This window comes from Thermomonospora umbrina, from assembly GCF_003386555.1.
In the GTDB taxonomy this organism is placed as follows: Bacteria; Actinomycetota; Actinomycetes; order Streptosporangiales; family Streptosporangiaceae; genus Thermomonospora; species Thermomonospora umbrina.
In genome coordinates this window covers 3,520,236-3,536,565 of sequence record NZ_QTTT01000001.1, presented here as the reverse complement: position 1 = coordinate 3,536,565, position 16,330 = coordinate 3,520,236, and the positions used below count along the sequence as shown (strand labels likewise).

At 71.9% G+C, this 16,330-nt stretch carries 14 protein-coding genes; 8 read left to right on the top strand and 6 right to left on the bottom strand.

The genetic code is table 11. The features are described 5' to 3' along the window. Window positions 1–102: 102 nt before the first annotated feature. From DFJ69_RS15785 to DFJ69_RS15775, 3 genes are read right to left on the bottom strand one after another with little or no spacing between them, the layout of a single operon-like run. Window positions 103–2,634, bottom strand: coding sequence for an ABC transporter permease (locus tag DFJ69_RS15785; RefSeq protein ID WP_116023195.1), 2,532 nt, complete (start codon window positions 2,632–2,634; stop codon window positions 103–105). Next, complete coding sequence (locus tag DFJ69_RS15780) at window positions 2,631–3,383, bottom strand: ABC transporter ATP-binding protein (RefSeq protein WP_116023194.1); 753 nt, start codon at window positions 3,381–3,383, stop codon at window positions 2,631–2,633. Before DFJ69_RS15780 ends, DFJ69_RS15785 begins: the two co-directional genes overlap by 4 nt. Before the next feature lie 41 nt (window positions 3,384–3,424). Continuing rightward, window positions 3,425–4,015: an ArsR/SmtB family transcription factor gene (locus tag DFJ69_RS15775; RefSeq protein WP_116023193.1), complete on the bottom strand. Its 591-nt coding sequence runs from the start codon at window positions 4,013–4,015 to the stop codon at window positions 3,425–3,427. Window positions 4,016–4,227: 212 nt separating this feature from the next. Here DFJ69_RS15775 and DFJ69_RS15770 point away from each other — a divergent pair, with 212 nt between their 5' ends. Together DFJ69_RS15770 and DFJ69_RS15765 are read left to right on the top strand one after the other, a co-directional pair. Next, a complete protein-coding gene (locus DFJ69_RS15770) occupies window positions 4,228–4,821 on the top strand; it encodes an RNA polymerase sigma factor (RefSeq protein WP_116023192.1) in 594 nt (197 codons plus the stop codon). Beyond that, window positions 4,814–5,851 carry a CU044_5270 family protein gene (locus DFJ69_RS15765; protein ID WP_116023191.1) on the top strand — a complete coding sequence of 346 codons (1,038 nt, stop codon included), beginning with the start codon at window positions 4,814–4,816 and terminating at the stop codon, window positions 5,849–5,851. Before DFJ69_RS15770 ends, DFJ69_RS15765 begins: the two co-directional genes overlap by 8 nt. 131 nt (window positions 5,852–5,982) lie before the next feature. Here the strand turns inward: DFJ69_RS15765 and DFJ69_RS15760 are convergent, their stop codons facing one another. After that, complete coding sequence (locus DFJ69_RS15760; protein WP_116023190.1) at window positions 5,983–7,221, bottom strand: lipase family protein; 1,239 nt, start codon at window positions 7,219–7,221, stop codon at window positions 5,983–5,985. Window positions 7,222–7,557: 336 nt separating this feature from the next. Between DFJ69_RS15760 and DFJ69_RS15755 the strand changes: the two genes are divergently transcribed. Then, window positions 7,558–8,778, top strand: coding sequence for a phospholipase D-like domain-containing protein (locus tag DFJ69_RS15755; protein ID WP_116023189.1), 1,221 nt, complete (start codon window positions 7,558–7,560; stop codon window positions 8,776–8,778). A 94-nt stretch (window positions 8,779–8,872) separates the two neighbouring features. Here DFJ69_RS15755 and DFJ69_RS15750 read toward each other — a convergent pair whose 3' ends face one another. Continuing rightward, a complete protein-coding gene (locus DFJ69_RS15750; protein WP_245974408.1) occupies window positions 8,873–9,565 on the bottom strand; it encodes a TetR/AcrR family transcriptional regulator in 693 nt (230 codons plus the stop codon). A 102-nt stretch (window positions 9,566–9,667) separates the two neighbouring features. Here DFJ69_RS15750 and DFJ69_RS15745 point away from each other — a divergent pair, with 102 nt between their 5' ends. Beyond that, entirely contained in the window at window positions 9,668–10,816 is a 1,149-nt protein-coding gene (locus tag DFJ69_RS15745) for an esterase/lipase family protein (protein WP_281275855.1), read from the top strand. Window positions 10,817–10,946: 130 nt separating this feature from the next. Then, window positions 10,947–11,489 carry a hypothetical protein gene (locus DFJ69_RS15740; protein ID WP_147312322.1) on the top strand — a complete coding sequence of 181 codons (543 nt, stop codon included), beginning with the start codon at window positions 10,947–10,949 and terminating at the stop codon, window positions 11,487–11,489. A 129-nt stretch (window positions 11,490–11,618) separates the two neighbouring features. Here the strand turns inward: DFJ69_RS15740 and DFJ69_RS15735 are convergent, their stop codons facing one another. Next, on the bottom strand, window positions 11,619–12,290 hold the full coding sequence (locus DFJ69_RS15735; protein ID WP_116023186.1) for a TetR/AcrR family transcriptional regulator: 672 nt from the start codon (window positions 12,288–12,290) through the stop codon (window positions 11,619–11,621). Between the two features lie 387 nt (window positions 12,291–12,677). Between DFJ69_RS15735 and DFJ69_RS15730 the strand changes: the two genes are divergently transcribed. From DFJ69_RS15730 to DFJ69_RS15720, 3 genes are all read left to right on the top strand, one after another. Further along, the gene (locus tag DFJ69_RS15730; RefSeq protein WP_116023185.1) at window positions 12,678–14,579 is read left to right on the top strand and encodes a CocE/NonD family hydrolase; all 1,902 of its coding nucleotides are present in this window, start codon (window positions 12,678–12,680) and stop codon (window positions 14,577–14,579) included. A 62-nt stretch (window positions 14,580–14,641) separates the two neighbouring features. Beyond that, window positions 14,642–15,595 carry a fumarylacetoacetate hydrolase family protein gene (locus DFJ69_RS15725; protein WP_116023184.1) on the top strand — a complete coding sequence of 318 codons (954 nt, stop codon included), beginning with the start codon at window positions 14,642–14,644 and terminating at the stop codon, window positions 15,593–15,595. Window positions 15,596–15,696: 101 nt separating this feature from the next. Beyond that, window positions 15,697–16,086, top strand: a complete 390-nt coding sequence (locus DFJ69_RS15720; RefSeq protein WP_116023183.1) for a hypothetical protein — start codon at window positions 15,697–15,699, stop codon at window positions 16,084–16,086. The last annotated feature ends 244 nt before the right edge of the window (window positions 16,087–16,330 follow it).

Sequence of the window (16,330 nt, the reverse complement as noted above, 5' to 3'; positions counted from 1 at the left end):
GCAGCACGCTTTACCGCCCACAACGCCCCGAAGGACAACGAGCAACCCCCCACGCCGTAAGAGTCGCCTCCGGACGCCGGTCAAGGTATGAGTGCGCAGACGCTACTCGCGGGCCCTGATCACGTCCGCCGGGTCGGCCCTCAACAGCACGCGGGCGGGCAACGCGGTCGCGGCCAGGGCCGCCGCCGTGACCGCCGCCAGAAGGCCCAGGCACGCGAGGGGCGGCGCGTACGGGACGGGGGTGCCCGCCATGCCCGTCGCGAACGCCGAGAGCGTGGCGGCGGCGATGGCGGTGCCGGTGACCGTTCCGACGAGGACCAGCAGCAGGGTCTCCCAGCGCAGCATCCGCAGGATCTGCCGGCGGGTCGTCCCGGCCAACCGGAGGGCGGCCAGTTCCCGTGAACGGTCGCCGGTGGCCATGGCGAGCGTGTTGACCAGGCTGATCGCGGTGAAGGCGATGATCAGGCCCATGGCCACCAGGTTGACCTCGGCGGCGTTCGACGACCGGGCGTGCAGGGCGTCGCCGTCCAGGAGGCGGAGCCCCGGCATGGCACGGGCGATCTCGGCCAGGGCCGGGTGCGCCGACGGGTCGGCCTTGATCAGCACGGTGTCGGCCGGCGGCCGGTCCACGTGTCCGGCGACCAGCTCGTACGGGAGGGTCACGTCGCCGAAGCCCAGCCCGCGTTCGTAGACGGCGACGAGGCGGGCGGTGACCTTGACGCCGTCGCCCATGGTGATGGTGACGGAGTCGCCGATCCGCGTGTCGCGGCGCTCGGCGGCGGTGGCGCTCAGCGCGACCGTTCCGGCGGCGAGGTGGTCGAGCGAGCCTTCCCGCACGTCGAGGTCGAGGGTGCCGCGCGCGGGGCCGATGCCCTGCGCCGGGTACTTGTCCCGGCCGACGCGGAGCGTGGTGTGAACGACCTCGGTGACCGCGCCGACCCCGGGCACCTTGCGGGCGGCGTCGGCGGCCGGGCCGGGGACCCCGGCGACGCCGGTGAGCGCGTACCCGGCGGTGGTCCCGGCCCGCGCCTGCTCGTCGGCCGCGTGATCCATGGTGGTCTGGACGAACAGGATCGTGCCGGTCATCGCCACGGCCAGGGTCATCGGCGTCACGACGGAGGCGAGCCTGCGGGCATCGGCCCTCGTGTTGGCCGCCGCGAGGAAGCCGGGCCCGCGCGACAGCCGCAGCGGCGCGGCGAGCACGGCGGTCGCGGCGCGGGTGAGCCACGGCCCCAACAGGGCGACGGCGACCGCCGCGAGCACCACGGTGAGGAAGGTGACCGGCGAGGCGGCGGCCTCCGTGTTCAGCCCGCGCAGCACCACGAGCAGCACGATGTACGCGGCCAGGGCGACGAGGCCGGCGATCGTGCGGAACACGCCGACCCGGGAGGGCTCGACGGCCGCGTCGGCCAGGGCCTCGGTGGGCCTGATCCGGATCGTTCGGCGCGACGACACCCGGGCGGCCGTCCAGGCTGCGGCCACGGTCGCGAGCACCGCCGCGAACACGGGGAACGGGCTGAGCGACAGGTCCAGGGTGTCCGGCAGGGCCCCCAACTCCACGAACCGGGACCGCAGCCAGAACGCGAGCCCCAGCCCGACGAACGCGCCGGGGACCGAGGCCGCCGCCCCCACCGCGAGCGCCTCCCGGCCGATCATCTTCCGGATCTGGCGGGGCGTGGCCGCCACCGCGCGCAGCACGGCGATCTCCCGCTGCCGCTGCTGGATCGACAGGGCGAACGTGCCCACCACGACCAGGATCGCCACCAGCAGCGAGGTCCCGCCGAGCGCGCCGCCCAGGCTGATCAGCATCACCCGGGCCTGCTCGGCGTCCCGGAACTCCAGGGCCCCGCGCTCCTTGCCCGTGTAGACCTCGGCCCCCGTACCGGCCACCGCCGCCGTCACCGCTTCGGCCAGCGCGTCCGTGTCCGCGCCGGCGCGCGGCAGCACGCCGAGGGCGGTGACCTTCCCGTCGTGCCCCGCCAGTCGCCGGGCTTCGGCGGCCGAGAAGAACACGCTCTCCGGCCCGCCGTCCGCGAGACCGACGACGCGGTATCGACCGGGAACACCGGTCGCCTGGATCGTGACCTGCGCGCCCACGCTCACTCCGTCGGTCGACGTGACCTGCTCACCGACCCTTGTCCCGCCGGACGACGTGACCCGCACTCCGTCGGTCGAGCCGAGCACCACCTCGTCCGCCGCGACGGGAGCGCGTCCCGCGCGCAGCGTGAACGGGGTCAGGCGGGCGGAGTCCCAGGCGTGGCCCCAGACCTCGTCGCCGCTGGAGCGTTCCAGCACGGTGGCGGGGAACGTGACCTCCGGGACGACGGCCGCGATGCCCGGAACGGCGCGGAGCCGGTCGGCGACGGCGGCGTCGAGCCGGGCGCGTTCGGTGAGGGGCTTGCTCTTGACCTTGGTCTTGCCCTTCTTCTCCTTGGTCCAGTGCAGGCTCTGGTCGGCGGCGACGACGATGGGCGTGCCCGCGTACCGTTCGGTGGGAACGCCGCCGCGCAGCCCGGTCTCCAGCAGCACCCCGCAGGCGGCGACGAGGGCGGCGGCGCACAGCAGCGCCAGGAACGAGCCCGCGAACGCCGCCTTGCGGGTCCGCAGCGTGGCCAAGGCCAAAGAGCCGATCATGCGTGCGCCCCCAACGTGGTCATCCGGGCGGCGATGCGGTCGGCGTCGGGCGCGTCGAGGGAGTCGACGATGCGCCCGTCGGCGAGGAACAGCACGGTGTCGGCGTGCGCGGCGGCCACCGGATCGTGGGTGACCATGACGACGGTCCGCCCCATGCCGTCCACCGCCTCGCGGAGCAGGGCGAGGATCTCCCGCGCGGTGACGGTGTCGAGCGCTCCGGTGGGCTCGTCGGCGAAGACGACCTCCGGGCGGGTGACCAGCGCGCGGGCGATGGCGACCCGTTGCTGCTGCCCTCCCGACAGCGCGCCCGGCCGGTGCCCGGTACGACCGGCGAGCCCGACGCGCTCCACGATCTCGTCCGTCCACGCCCTGTCGACGCGCGAGCCCGCGAGCCGCAGCGGCAGGGTGATGTTCTGCAGGACGGTGAGCGCGGGCACGAGGTTGAACGCCTGGAAGACGAAGCCGACGCGTTCCCGGCGCAGCTCGGTCAGCCTGGTCTCGTCCATCCCGGTCAGGTCGGTGTCGCCGAGCCGGACGGTGCCGGAGGTGACCCGGTCGAGCCCGGCGGCGCAGTGCAGGAAGGTGCTCTTGCCGGAGCCGGACGGTCCCATGACGGCGGTGAAGACCCCGCGCGGGACGTCGAGGCTGACCTCCCGTAGCGCCGTGAACGCGCCGGAGCCTCGGCCGTAGGTCTTGGTCACCGATGCGAGCCGTACGGCGGGGCTCGTCGGGTCGTTCGAAGGCAGCATGGAACGCCGTCCTGTCCGTGGGTGAGCGGGGGGTGACCGGGTCACCGGTCGTCGGCCTCCCGGGGGGCCTCGGCCTCGACGTCGGCCGGCGGGAACGCCAGGAAGCGGGTGAGGATCGTGCGCGCCCCTTCCGGCATCTCGCCGTCGGGCCGCTTGTAGCGGTTGAGCAGGGCGATGAACTCCTCGAAGAACGCCCTCAGCTCGTCGGGGGTGACCTGGATGGAGCCCCGCGAGTACGGGAAGTCGGCCCAGGGCCCCTGATCGTCCGCCGCGAGCTGCGCCTGGGCGAACAGCTCCAGGTCGGCGGCGAACGCCAGGCGGTTCATCTCGTCGACCACCGCCCGCGTCCGCTCGTCCTGCTCCGCCCGGCGGGGAAAGCGCAGGTCCCGACGGACCGCCCGCCACCACCGCTCCCTCCCCCGGGCCCGTTCGGGCATCTCCGCCACGAACCCGTGCTGAGCCAGCTCCCGCAGGTGATAGCTGGTCGCGCCGGAGTTCAGACCGAGCGCACGGGCCAGCGTCGACGAGGTGGCGGGACCGTGCAGCTCCAGATGACGCAGCATGGCCTGCCGCCTCGGATGGGCCAGCGCCTTCAGTGCGTCGAGATCGGTGATCTCCCGTGGTTCGGGCATGATGCAAAGTTATCTGTGCACAGAAGATTGTGCAACACCCCGGCGAGGTCACACCGGCCCCCGCCTCCGGTCACGCGAATCCCACCGCCGCCCGGCCTCCGCCCTCCGGCTACCTTGCAGCGCAATGTGCCTGTCGTCGCAAAAGCCCGTGAAGAGGATCCATGGCTTCGGGCAATCAGCACCGACCATCTCTCCAGAAGGGCGCCGCATGCATGGACCCGACTCCCCTCCTCGTGGCTGAAGGGCTGACCGACGCATCGATCATCGAGCGGTCGCGCCGCGAGCCCGAGCGCTTCTCGATGATCTTTGATCGGTACTTCACCGCGATCCACCGGTACGCGTCCGCGCGGCTCGGCCCGGCCGCCGCCGACGACGTGGCCGCCGAGACGTTCCTGGCCGCCTTCGACCGGCGGCACCGCTACGACCTCGCCCACCCCGAGGCGCGGGCGTGGCTGTACGGGATCGCCACCAACCTGATCGGACGGCACCGCCGCAGCGAGGTGCGGCTGTACCGGGCGCTCAGCCGTTCCACGACCCGGGAGGACACCGGCGACCACGCCGCCCGGGTGGCGGACCGGGTGTCCGCCCAACGGATCGGCCCGGACCTGGCGCGCGGTCTGGCCGGGCTGTCCAAGGGCGACCGGGACGCCCTGCTGCTCGTCGCCTGCGCCCAGTTCAGCTACGCCGAGGTGGCGCGGGCGCTGAACATCCCGGTCGGAACGGTCGGCTCCCGCATCAACCGCGCCAGGCGCAAGCTCCGCACGGCGCTGGGCCCCACAGCATCGGAGGTAACTCACCATGGATGACCTGCAGCGACTCCGCGACCGTCACGACGCGCTGCCCGCACCGGACCCCGCCGCCATGGCCGAGGCCCGTTCCCGCCTGCACGACCACATGCGCGCGATGCCGTCGCCCGGGAGGCGGTTCCGGCCCGTGTGGGGGCTCGGTCTGGCGGGGGCGACCGCCGGCGCGCTGCTGTTGGCGACCACGATCGGCACGCCCGGAACGGACACCGACACCCGGCCCGAGTCTCCCCGGCTGCGTCCGGTGGCCAACGCCCAGGACCTGGCCCACAATGCGGCGATCCTGGCGGCGGGCACGAACGACACTTTCAAGCCCGCCCAATGGGCGTACGTGAAGACCGTCTACGCCCGAGTCCAGGAAGGCGGCGGCCGGCCGCTGTTCGGCCGCCCCAAAGGACTCCGCACGGACGAGAAATGGCGGCGGACCGACGACAGGGGATTCGCCGTCATCGAGAACGGCCGGTTGAAGGTCGCCGACATCTCCAAGTACGAACCGACCTACCGTTCCCTGTTGTCCCTGCCGACCGAGCCCGTCGACCTCCTCGCCGCCGTTTACAAGCAGGTGGACGCCGGCAACAGAAGCCCTCTGCCGACCGACACCACCGGCATGTCCGACAAGACGAGGAAGAAGTACGAGGAGGCCAGGAGGCATCAGCCCGCGCAGATGACCCCCGAGGAGCGGAACACCCGCGCGTTCCAACTCATCGAGCGCTCCATGCGGGACGCCGCGCTGCCCGCCCGTTTGCGCGCCGCCATGTACGGCGCCCTGGCCAAAATCCCCGGCGTCCGTTACGAGGCCCGCGCGTCCGATATCGCCGAGCGTCCGGGCGTCACCCTCTACCGCATTCAGAACGGCCATCTGCGCGACGAGATCCTGATCCAGCCGAAGACCTACGCCTACATGGGATTCCGCTCGATCGCCGTCCGAGACCACACCGAACGCGGACTCCTCCCCGTCACGAAGGGCCAGATCATCGGCTGGGGCGGCGTCCTCGCCGCGACCCTCGTCGACAAGCCCGGCCGCCGCTCCTGACGTCTTCCCCCGGGTGGACGCCCGGCGCGTTCACCTGCCGCCCGAACGCGGCCGGCCGCCGTCCCTCGGGCGTGAGGACCACCGTGGGGGGTTCCTCAGGTCCGCGGGGATGGCGGCCGGCGTGGGCGGGATCAGCAGGTGTTCTTGGCGGGCTTGTCGGCGAAGCGGTCGGTGAGGAAGGTCAGCACCGCGCCGTTCCTGCGGAGCATCTCGAAGGCGTGCTCGCCGAGGAGCGAGCGTACGGTCTGGACGGTGGCGCCCTTGGTGCACCACGACTTGACCAGCGTGTTGGCCTGGCCGATGGGGACGATCTCGTCGGTGACGGCGTGGTAGTTGAAGATCGGGGTGGTCGGGGCGACGGCGCCCATGGTGTTCCGCTGGAGGACGGCCCTGATCCGGGGCACGGACAGCGGGTCGGGCACGGTGGTGTACTGCGACAGCCGCTTGAACGCGAACTTGGTCAGCAGCTCGGTCAGGCACTTGCCGCGGGCGTCGGCCATCGCCTGGCGGCCCGTGTCGTTCAGGATCTGGTCGAGGTCCATCTCGGGGAACTCGGTGGCGAGGCTGACCGCCGCGGCGGCCTCGAACCCGGAGAAGATGCGGCCGTCCAGGAAGCGGGCGACGGCCTCGGGGTCGGCCGGAGTCCCGCCCATCGCGGCGCCCTTGAGCTTGACGTCCGGAGCGTACGTCGGCTGGGTCTGCGCCGCCCATCCGGTGGCCTGAGCGCCTCCGGAGTAACCGTTGAGCGCCCAGGGGTTGTCCGAGCCGATGCCCGGCGCACCGGTGAAGCTCTTCACGGCACGGATGCCGTCGAGAACGGCGTACGCGGTCTGCGGGCCGACCATGAACACCGACTTGGGGCCCTCATGGTCGGGCAGCGCCACCGCCCAACCCTTGCTCAGCATGCCGGTGGACAGCGACGCCATCGCGCCGGCGACCCCACCGCCCGCCGACAGACCATAGGAGGGCGCGCACTGGGTGCCGGTGGAGTCCTCGGGGGCCTGGACCGACACGATCGGTCGGGGCCCGGTGCCCGCCCACGCCTTCTTCGGCACGAGCAGGCTGGTCACGATGAGCTGCGGGGCCATGTGGGAGTCGTTGCTGCGGTAGGAGATCTGCCAGACGTCGGAGGTGGTGTCGAGATTGCCGACCTTCGGGGTGATCTTCCTGCTGCGCACGATCTGGCCGGGCCGATACTCGCCGATGTCGGCGGGCGCGGCGTAGAACGGGTCCTGGTCGGGGGGAACGGACCCGGCGGGCGGATCCTCGGCGTGGGCGGGCGCGGCGAAGGCGGCCGGCAGGAACGTGGCGGCGAGCAACAGACTCGCGGCCAGGCGCATGGCCTTACCGAGCGGCGGCACAGACGGCATCGGCTCTCCGGAGGGGTGGCGGAAGTGACGGATCGCACTCTCCCGCCACTGCGGGGGCCGACAGTAGTGATCGACGTTGACATCCACCGCCCCCTTCTTGGCAACCACGTACGGCCTTTTCACACCGTGTGCGTATTCGCCGACACGGTGTGATGGGCGGTCGATCGCCGCGCGGAGGAGACTTTCGGCGCATCCCACCCGATTGCGGAACAGGACCGAAGATCAATAGGGTGCGGCGGTCCCGTTCGGCGGTCTCTGGGAGGATCCGTGCAGATCACGCAGCTCTTGAAGCGGAAAGCGACGATTTCTGCGCTGGCTCTGGCCCCCCTTTTCGCCGTGGTGCCCGTCACGGTGCACGCCGCGACCCCCGATGCGGCCGGGGCCGCGCACGTCACGGCGAAGGCCGCCTACTCCCCACCGCTGGGAGCGGTGTTCAACCGGCCGTCGGCGGCCGGGCGCGGCGCCGAGAACGCGATCCACGACCATCTGATCAGGCTGATCGCCAACACCCCGGCGCGCGCTTCGATCCGGGTGGTGATGTACCACTTCAGCGAGCGGCCCGTGGCGGACGCGCTCGTCGCGGCCGACGATCGGGGCGTGAACGTCCAGGTCATCCTGGACAGCACCGCCGCAGCCGGGGTCACCGACGTGCTGCGGCGCGGCCTGTCGTCCACGCCGGCGGGCTCGTGGGTCCGCAAATGCAAGGCGCGTAAGGGGTGCATCGGCTCGGGCATCAACCACAACAAGTTCTTCCTGTTCACCAAGGTCGGGGACAAGAACAAGGTGGTCGTGCAGTCGTCGGCCAACATGACGTTCCACAACCGGACGTCGTACTGGAACAACGCGGTCACCATCGCGCACGGCGGCCTGTACGACGCCTACGTGAACTACTTCAACAAGCTGCGGGCCAACATCGGCAACACCAGGCCGGGCTTCTGGTACACCGGCACCACGGCGGGGCCGTACAAGCTCTACACCTTCCCGCGCAACGGCTCGGACGCCCGCACCGACACCGCGGTCAACGTCCTGCAGAACGTGCATTGCGGAAAGAACCCCAACCTCAAGACGCGGATCCGGGTCGCCCAGCACCAGGTGTCGCGCGACGCCATCGCCCGCGAGTTGGTCCGGCTCAAGAAGGCCGGCTGCAACGTCTACCTCGCGTTCACCCATCTGGACTTCAACAGCAGCCGCCCCGCCGTTCCCGGCATCATCCGCGGCCGGCTGTCGGGCACCATCAAGCAGTGCAGGGCGGCCAACCAGTGGATCCACTCCAAATACATGACGATCGAGACCGGCAGCGGCGACTACGCCGGGATGCGCAACAAGAAGTTCGTCTTCACCGGTAGCCACAACTTCTCCAACCCGGCGCTGCGGACCAACGACGAAACCTGGCTGCGCATCGACGGCCCGGCCATCTACCGGCAGTACGAGAACAATTTCGACGGCGGCGTCTACAAGGCGTGCCCCAAGTGGGACGGCCGATCGGTCAAGGGCGCGCCCCAGTCGCGCGGCGCGGCTCTCCTCTCGCCGCAGGCCGAGGCGGACACCGACGGCTAGCCGCCGCCTTCACCGGCCGCCCGCGACGAGTGATCCCGTCCGCCGGGACGGGATCACTCGTCGGCTTCCTCGGGCAGGGTCGGCGCGACCTCGCTCACTCCCGCGGTCGGTCCGCCGTGCGGGCGCCCGTGCGGACGACGCGGTAGAACTCGGTGAGGTCGGTGATGAGGGCCTCGACGTGGGCGGGGTCGTGGAGGTCGGCGTCCAGCAGCCAGTCGGCGATCAGGTCGAAGAGGCCGCCGACCAGGCCGATGGCGGTGGCCCGGGGCGGGCCCGCCGTGTCGTCGCGAGGGTGGATGACGCCGTGGCGGCGCCAGATCGACTCGATGAAGTCGGCGGCCCAGCGGCGGTTGGCGCGGCGCTGCCGTTCGACCGCCGGTGAGACCGCGCCCGCCTGACCGAACGTCACCAGGGCGCGCCGGGGGTCGTCGACGACGGCGTGGGCGAACGCCGTCAGCAGCGCCCGTTCGGCCCGGTCGGGGTCTTCGGGAGCGGTGTCCAGGTGGGCGAGGACGTCCGCCTGGATCTGCTCGGTGACCTGGCGCATGAGGGCCAGGTAGCACGCCTCGCGGCCGTCGAAGACCTCGTAGAACCCCTTGGTGCCGACGTACGCGTGCTGGCAGAGCTGCTCGATCGAGGTGTTCTGATACCCGTGGGCGGCGAACAGCTCCAGGGCCGATTCCAGAAGCTGGCGGCGGCGCTGCTCCCGGCGCTGGTCGGCGTCCATCCCCCGAATGCGGCGCCGGGACGGTGACCCGCGGCCGGGGTCGGTCTCAGGGTGGGCCACAGCACGACCGTACCGCCGGGCTTTTATCAACAAGCCTCCTTGTTCCTAACAAGGCTGCGTGTTTCACTCCAGGCACCACCCCCTCTCGTCGGAGGTCGCCCGATGCCCCGCCGCCTCTCCGCCCTCACCTGCACGAGCCTCGCCGCCCTGACCCTCGCCCTCACCTCCCCATCCCCGGCCCTCGCCGCCCCCGCAGCGGCCGTCCACGACCTCACCGCCCCGAGCGACGCCCCCGACCGGGCGACGACCCTGCACGACGCCACCACCACCGGCGCGACCGTTCCCACCACCCCAACAGCCGCCGCCCACGGCACCACCGTGAGCGACGCCCCCGACCGGGCGACCACCCTGCACGACGCCACCACCACCGGCGCGACCGTTCCCACCGCCCCAACAGCCGCCGTCCACGGCACCACCGTGCCGAGCGACGAGGCCCTGTACGGCGCCGGCGCGACCGTTCCGGACGGCGCCGCGCCGGCGGCGGCCGTCGCGCCTTCGTCCGGGTTCAACGACTGGGGGTGCCGACCTTCGGCGGAGCATCCGGAGCCGGTGTTGTTGCTGCATGGGCTGGGCGGCAACGGGCCCGGCAACTTCCTCACGCTCGGGCGGTGGTTGGAGCGGGCCGGGTACTGCGTGTACGCCCCCACGTACGGGATGCCGTTGCCGTTCATTCCCGTCGGCGGGCTCGTGTCCATCGACCAGTCGGCCCGGGAGATCGGCGGGGTCATCGACAAGGTCTTGGACGCGACCGGGGCGGAGCGGTTGGACGTCGTCGGGCATTCCGAGGGCGGGTTCCAGGCGTTGTACGTCCCCAAGTTCGTGCCGGGGTACGCGAGCAAGATCGACGATGTGGTGGCCCTCGCGCCGCCCACCCATGGGACGAACTTCGCGAACCTGGTCACCATCGCCCAACGGCTGGGCATCATGCCGCAGGTCAACACGATCCTGGCGCTCTTCGGCTGCAAGGCGTGCACGGAGCTGACGACCGGGGCCGCCACCGTCGCCAGGCTGACCACCGGGCCGATCGCGCAGCCCGGGATCACCTACACCGTCATCGCCTCGAAGACCGACACGCTCGTGACGCCCACGGACACGTCATTCGTGCGCGAGCCCGGCGTCACCGACCTCTACGTCCAGGACGTCTGCCCCTCCGACCGGGTCGGGCACATCGCGCTCGCGTACCACGCCGGGGTGGCGCAGATGATCGGCAACGCGCTCGACCCGTCGGGCGCCCGCCCGGTCACGTGCTGACCCCGGACGTCACGCTCAATCGTGAAAGACGCGCTGCGTACTGAAGGGCCACCCTGAACGCACCACCGGCGCAAGGGTCACCTTTCCGAAGGTCTCCGACATCGGAGATCGAGCCCCTCAGGGAGGCATCGTGAAAATCCGTCCCCGCACCAAGAACCGCACCAGGGCCCGTACCGTGGCCGGAGCCATCGTGCTCAGCGCCACGGCCGCCGCCACCGCGTTGACCGCGGCGCCCGCGTCCGCCGACACCCACTTCAACTGGCGGCTGAACAACCTCACGTTCACCCCCGTCGTGTGGGGGATCGGCACCAACGCGGGAGACCCCAACTGCCACTACCGCCTCAGGTACGGCAACATCGGCAACGTCGCCTTCGCGCAGATCCGGCTGTACGCAGGGGGATGCGGCGACTACCGCGTCCAGGTCAGGGCGGCGAGCGGGAGCACGTTCCGCAACTGGACGAGCGGCGGCACCGCCACGCGCGGAACCGACGGCTGCGGCTCCTACTTCGAGCTCCAGGCGACCAGCGACGCCAACTGGATCGGCGTCTCGGGCGTCGCCGTGTCGGGCCGGCCCAGCCCCGACAAGAGCTTCTACCACTTCGACCACCCCAACTACCTCACCCAACCGGCGATCCCCAGCTCCCGCATCGTCCGTCACTGTGACGGCTCCTAGCTGAATCCCAGCGCCCGGGGCCGGACGAGCCTCCGGCCCCGGGCCCGGGATCGCCTGGATCACCGAGGTGACGTTCACCATCGTGCCCGTTCCCACCCGCCGCATGGACGGCGGCCTCGCGCGGGGCCGTCACGTTCGGGGAGTCGACCCCTCGCCGTCGGGTTCGGTGAACGCGCCCAGCGCCCACAGACGACGGACATGCTCGACGAGCAGGGGCCCGACGGTGCGGAGCCGGTCCGGGTCGTTGTCCGCGGCGGGACCGGTGACCATGGTGCTCATGGCGGCCACGATCATCTGGCAGGTGAACCGGCCCGCCTGCCCGGTGGCGCCCATCAGATCGGCCAGCGCGGCCGCGAGGTCGGCCTGCAGCCGGGTCCGGCGGCCGACGGCCTCCGGGCCCGCCGCGTACACCTCCACCAGGAACAACCGGGCGAACGGCCACTCCTCGATCAGCGCATCGACATAGGCGTCGGTCGCGCTCGCGAACCGATCCGGCGGATCGGCGTCCCGCCCGGGCCCCGACAGGCCGGACGACTGCAGCACCCGACGCAGCAACAGCTCGCCCGCCCGGTCGAAGGCGGACATGAAACAGTCGAGCTTCGAGTCGAAGAGCTGGTAGAAGCTCTGCCGGGACACCACGGCGCGTTTGAGCACGTCCTCGACCGACGTGCGCACGTACCCCTTCTCGACCATGACCTCCGCCATGGCCAGACACAGCCGCGAACGTTGCAGCCGCGCGACCTCGTCACGGGGAAGGGCGTGCCGACCGCGGGGGAGCCGACGCGGCGAGGGTTTCGACATCCGATCACGATAAGACCCTGCGATGTCGTTGTCCGCCTCCGTCATGCCGGCACCCCGAACACGACCACGGCGTCCTGCTGTTGCGCCCCGTCCAGGCCGACCCCGTCCCCCAACGCCACCATCCCCCCATTCTCTCGGTTCTTTGTGGGGCGACGACCCCCCACACCCCCGCGCCCGGTCGTGGAGATCTTCAGCCGAACGACCCTCCGCCGGAGCTCCGGGCCGTCCGCCTGAAGCGACCGGGCACTCGTGGGTGGTGGCGGCCCTCTTGTGGGCGCACGCCCGTCCGGTGGTCTCCGACCGTGGGGAGGGATGCGCGTTGAGTGCATTGACAGACAAAAGTGTCTGTTAGAGACTGCGGCGGATTTCTCTCCCGGGAGGTCCGCCATGCAAGGCCGAGTGATCACCGCCGTATGGACCGCCGCGGCGCTGTCCGTCTCCCTGTTCCTCGTGGCCCTGCCGGCCCGTGCCGGGGGGCCCGAGCCGTGGAGTCCGGGCCCCGAGCGGTACGGCATCGCGATCCAGCGCGACATCGCCGTGAAGCTGAGCGACGGCACCGAGCTGCGCGCCGACGTCCACACGCCCACGGACCCCGAGACGGGACGCCCGGCGGCCGGACCGTTCCCCGTGATCCTGGGGCTGACGCCGTACGGCAAGACGCTGTCGGCGCAGTTGGGCACGAACGGGACGGGGGGCCTCAACCCGTACCTCATCAAGCGCGGCTACATCGGCGTCCTGGTCGACGTGCCGGGCACCGGGGGTTCGGAAGGGCGGTTCGACCTGTTCGCCCCCGAGGAGGCGCGCGCCGGGGCGGAGGCGGTGCGCTGGGCGGCGGGGCTGCCGAACACCACCGGCGAGGTGGGGATGATCGGGCTGTCGTACGTGGCGATCACCCAGTTGTTCACCGCCGCCGAGATCGGGCCGGGGTCGCCGCTCAAGGCGATCTTCCCGATGGCGGCGTCCGTCGACCCGTACCGCGACCTGTTCACCAGCGGCGGCGCGCTCAACGTGCTGTCGCCGCTGGGGCTGGTGTTCGGGTACGGCGCGACCCGCGTCCTCACCCCGTTCATCGAGGCGCACGACGACCCGGTCAGGGCGCTCACCCTGTCGTTCCAGCACCTCATGCAGGCGGGGCCGTTCGAGTTGAGGTTCGCCGCCGACATGCTCACCAACGGCTCACGCCGCTACTACGACGAGTACTGGCAGGCGCGCACGGCCGAGCGGATCCTGCCGAAGATCGTGGAGAACGGGGTCGCCGTGTACCTCGTCGGCGGCCAGTTCGACGTCTTCCAGCGGGGCGAGCCGCTGCTGTACAGCGGACTGCAGAACGCGGCGGCCGGGCGGCCGGTCACCGCGCCGATGAGCCCCGACCAGCCGGTGTCGAGCAGGTACCAGCTCCTGCAGGGCCCCTGGACGCACGGGGACATGGGCACCGGGATCGACCTGGACCGGATCCAGTTGCAGTGGTTCGACCACTGGCTGAAGGACCTCGACACCGGGATCACCGACACCACCACGCCCCTGCACGTCCGGGAGCCGGGCGGCGGCGCGTACGACACCCGCTCGTATCCGGTGCGCGGGGCCGAGCCCGTCCGGCTGTGGCTGCGTCCCCAGGGGCGGCTCACCGAGGACGCGCCCACGCAGGGCGAGGACGGCGAAGGGCTCGTGTTCACCGGGTTGTCGAAGCCGTGCAGCCGTTCCACCGACCAGTTCGCGGCGGGGCTGCTGTCGAGCCTCCTCGCGCAGGCCGGGCTCGAGGGGCTGTGCACCGGCTCGCAGCGCAAGCCGGTGCGCGCGATCGACCAGGTCACCTACACGACGCCGCCGCTGGACGCCCCGCTGCGGCTCGCGGGCCCGATCGGCGTCTCGCTCAACGCGTCCTCCACCCGTCCCGACACGCTGTTCGCCCTCACGCTGGAGGACGTCGCGCCCGACGGCACGTCCGTCGACATCACGGGCGGCGCGCAGCTCGGCTCCATGCGGGCGCTGGACACCGGGCGGAGCTGGCGCGGCTCCAACGGCGGGTGGATCCACCCGTACCACGTGCTGACCAAGGAGGCGCGCGAGGACGTTCCGGTGGGCAGGGCGGTGCGGTACGACATCCAGGTCCGTCCCGCCTTCGCGACCCTGCCCGCGGGGCACCGGCTCCGGCTGCGGGTCGCGACCGGGGACTTCCCGCACCTGCTGCCGCTGGGCGACCTGCCGGCGCTGGCCGGGGGCCTCTACACCGTCCACCACGGAGCGGCGCAGCCGTCGAGCATCGACCTGTCGGTCCTCGGGGGGCCCTGAGCCGGTCGGCGCGGCTCGTTTTCTGTGGCGATCGATTCTTTTCGTTCTAGCTCGGGAGTCCGATGTTCCTGTGCCGATTCGAAGCGGGCGAGGGGGTGCGGCTGGGCGCGCGGCTGGACGACGAGCGGCTGGTCGACCTGTGCCCCGCCCTGGTGGATCTCACCGGACCCTCCTTCGACGATCCGGTGATCGAGTTCATCCAGGCCGGGCCGGCGGCGCTCGACATGGCCGTCGACCAGATCAAGGACCCGCCGCCGGATCTGGTGAGGCCGCTGGCCGACGTACGGCTGCTCGCCCCCGTGGAGCCGCCCAAGATGCGCAACTTCAGCGTCTACGAGGGCCATGTGCGCAACGCCGTGAGCGCCGCGATCGAGTTGCGCGCCGGTCGCGCCGCGGCGGGCCTCGCCCGGCTGATCAAGGTCGCCGGGCCGCCGCGCGCCTGGTACCGGCGGCCGCTCTACTACAAGGGCAACCCGACCTCGGTGATCGGCCCGGACACCGACATCGTCCGCCCCTCCTACACCCGACGGCTCGACTACGAGCTCGAGCTCGCCGTGGTGGTCGGGACGTCGGGACGTGACCTGACCGTCGAGAACGCCCACGAGCACGTCTTCGGCTACACCATCCTCAACGACGTCTCCGCACGCGACGTGCTCGCCGGCGAACTGCTGTCGCGCATGGGCCCGGCCAAGGGCAAGGACTTCGACACCGGCAACGTCCTCGGCCCCTGGCTCGCGACCCGCGACGAGATCCCCGACCCGCGCGCCCTCACCGGCGAGGTCCGTGTCAACGGCCGGCACCGGGCCCGCTGCACCACGGCCGACATGCGGTACACGATCGAGCAGATGCTCGTCGAGGCGTCGCGCGGCGAGACGCTGGTCCCGGGCGAGGTGATCGGCACCGGCTGCTGCACCTGGGGGTCCGGGCTGGAGCTGAAGCGGTTCCTGCAGCCCGGGGACGTCGTCGAACTCACCCTCGGCCCCCTCGGCACCCTCCGCAATCGGGTCACCGCATGAGCGAGCCGGAAGGCGTCCACGTCGAAGTACTCGGCCGCCGCAGATCGACCGCGCCCTCCGCTGGAAGACCGTCTGATCACCGAGGGCAGGGCACGTAACCGATGATCTCCCCGTCGGCGTCCCGGAACGGGCACCACTTCGGGACCGACGGCGGCTTCGGCCGAGGAGTGCTCCGCGGCCTCGGAACACGCGGCACCGAGGGCCCGCTGCGCCCCCGCCCGGGCGGCGGCACCGGCCGGGAGACCCGCCGCTTCCGCTTCTTCGTCGCCCCCGCCGACGGCGTCGCCGTCACCGTCGGCGCCGTCGCCCCCGGAACGGGCGGCGCCACCACCGGACTCGGCGTGGCGGTCACCACCCCCGCCGTCCTGCCCGCGGCATCGCCGCCACCCGGCGAGACGAGAAGGAACGCCCCGCACAGCACCGCCGCCACCCCCACGGCCACCAGCATGAGCGGCGCCCGAGGCCGCCGCCCCAACCGCCCAGGCGGCTGAGGCCCGGACGAGGGCCGCCGCAACGGCTCCGACCCCCCATCCTCGAACCGACCCGCCGAGAACGACCCCCCGGCACTCGAACCGACCGACGAGGACCCCCCCACCCCCGAACCCGCCGCCGGCAGGGCGTTCTGTGGGGTGTCGGTTTCCGTTACCGCAGGGGCGGGAGGTGGGGGCGCGGGCCAGGGGTCCTCGGGGAGGAGGGCGTCCGGCGGTGGCACCGCGGAGGTGGAGGGGGGCTCGG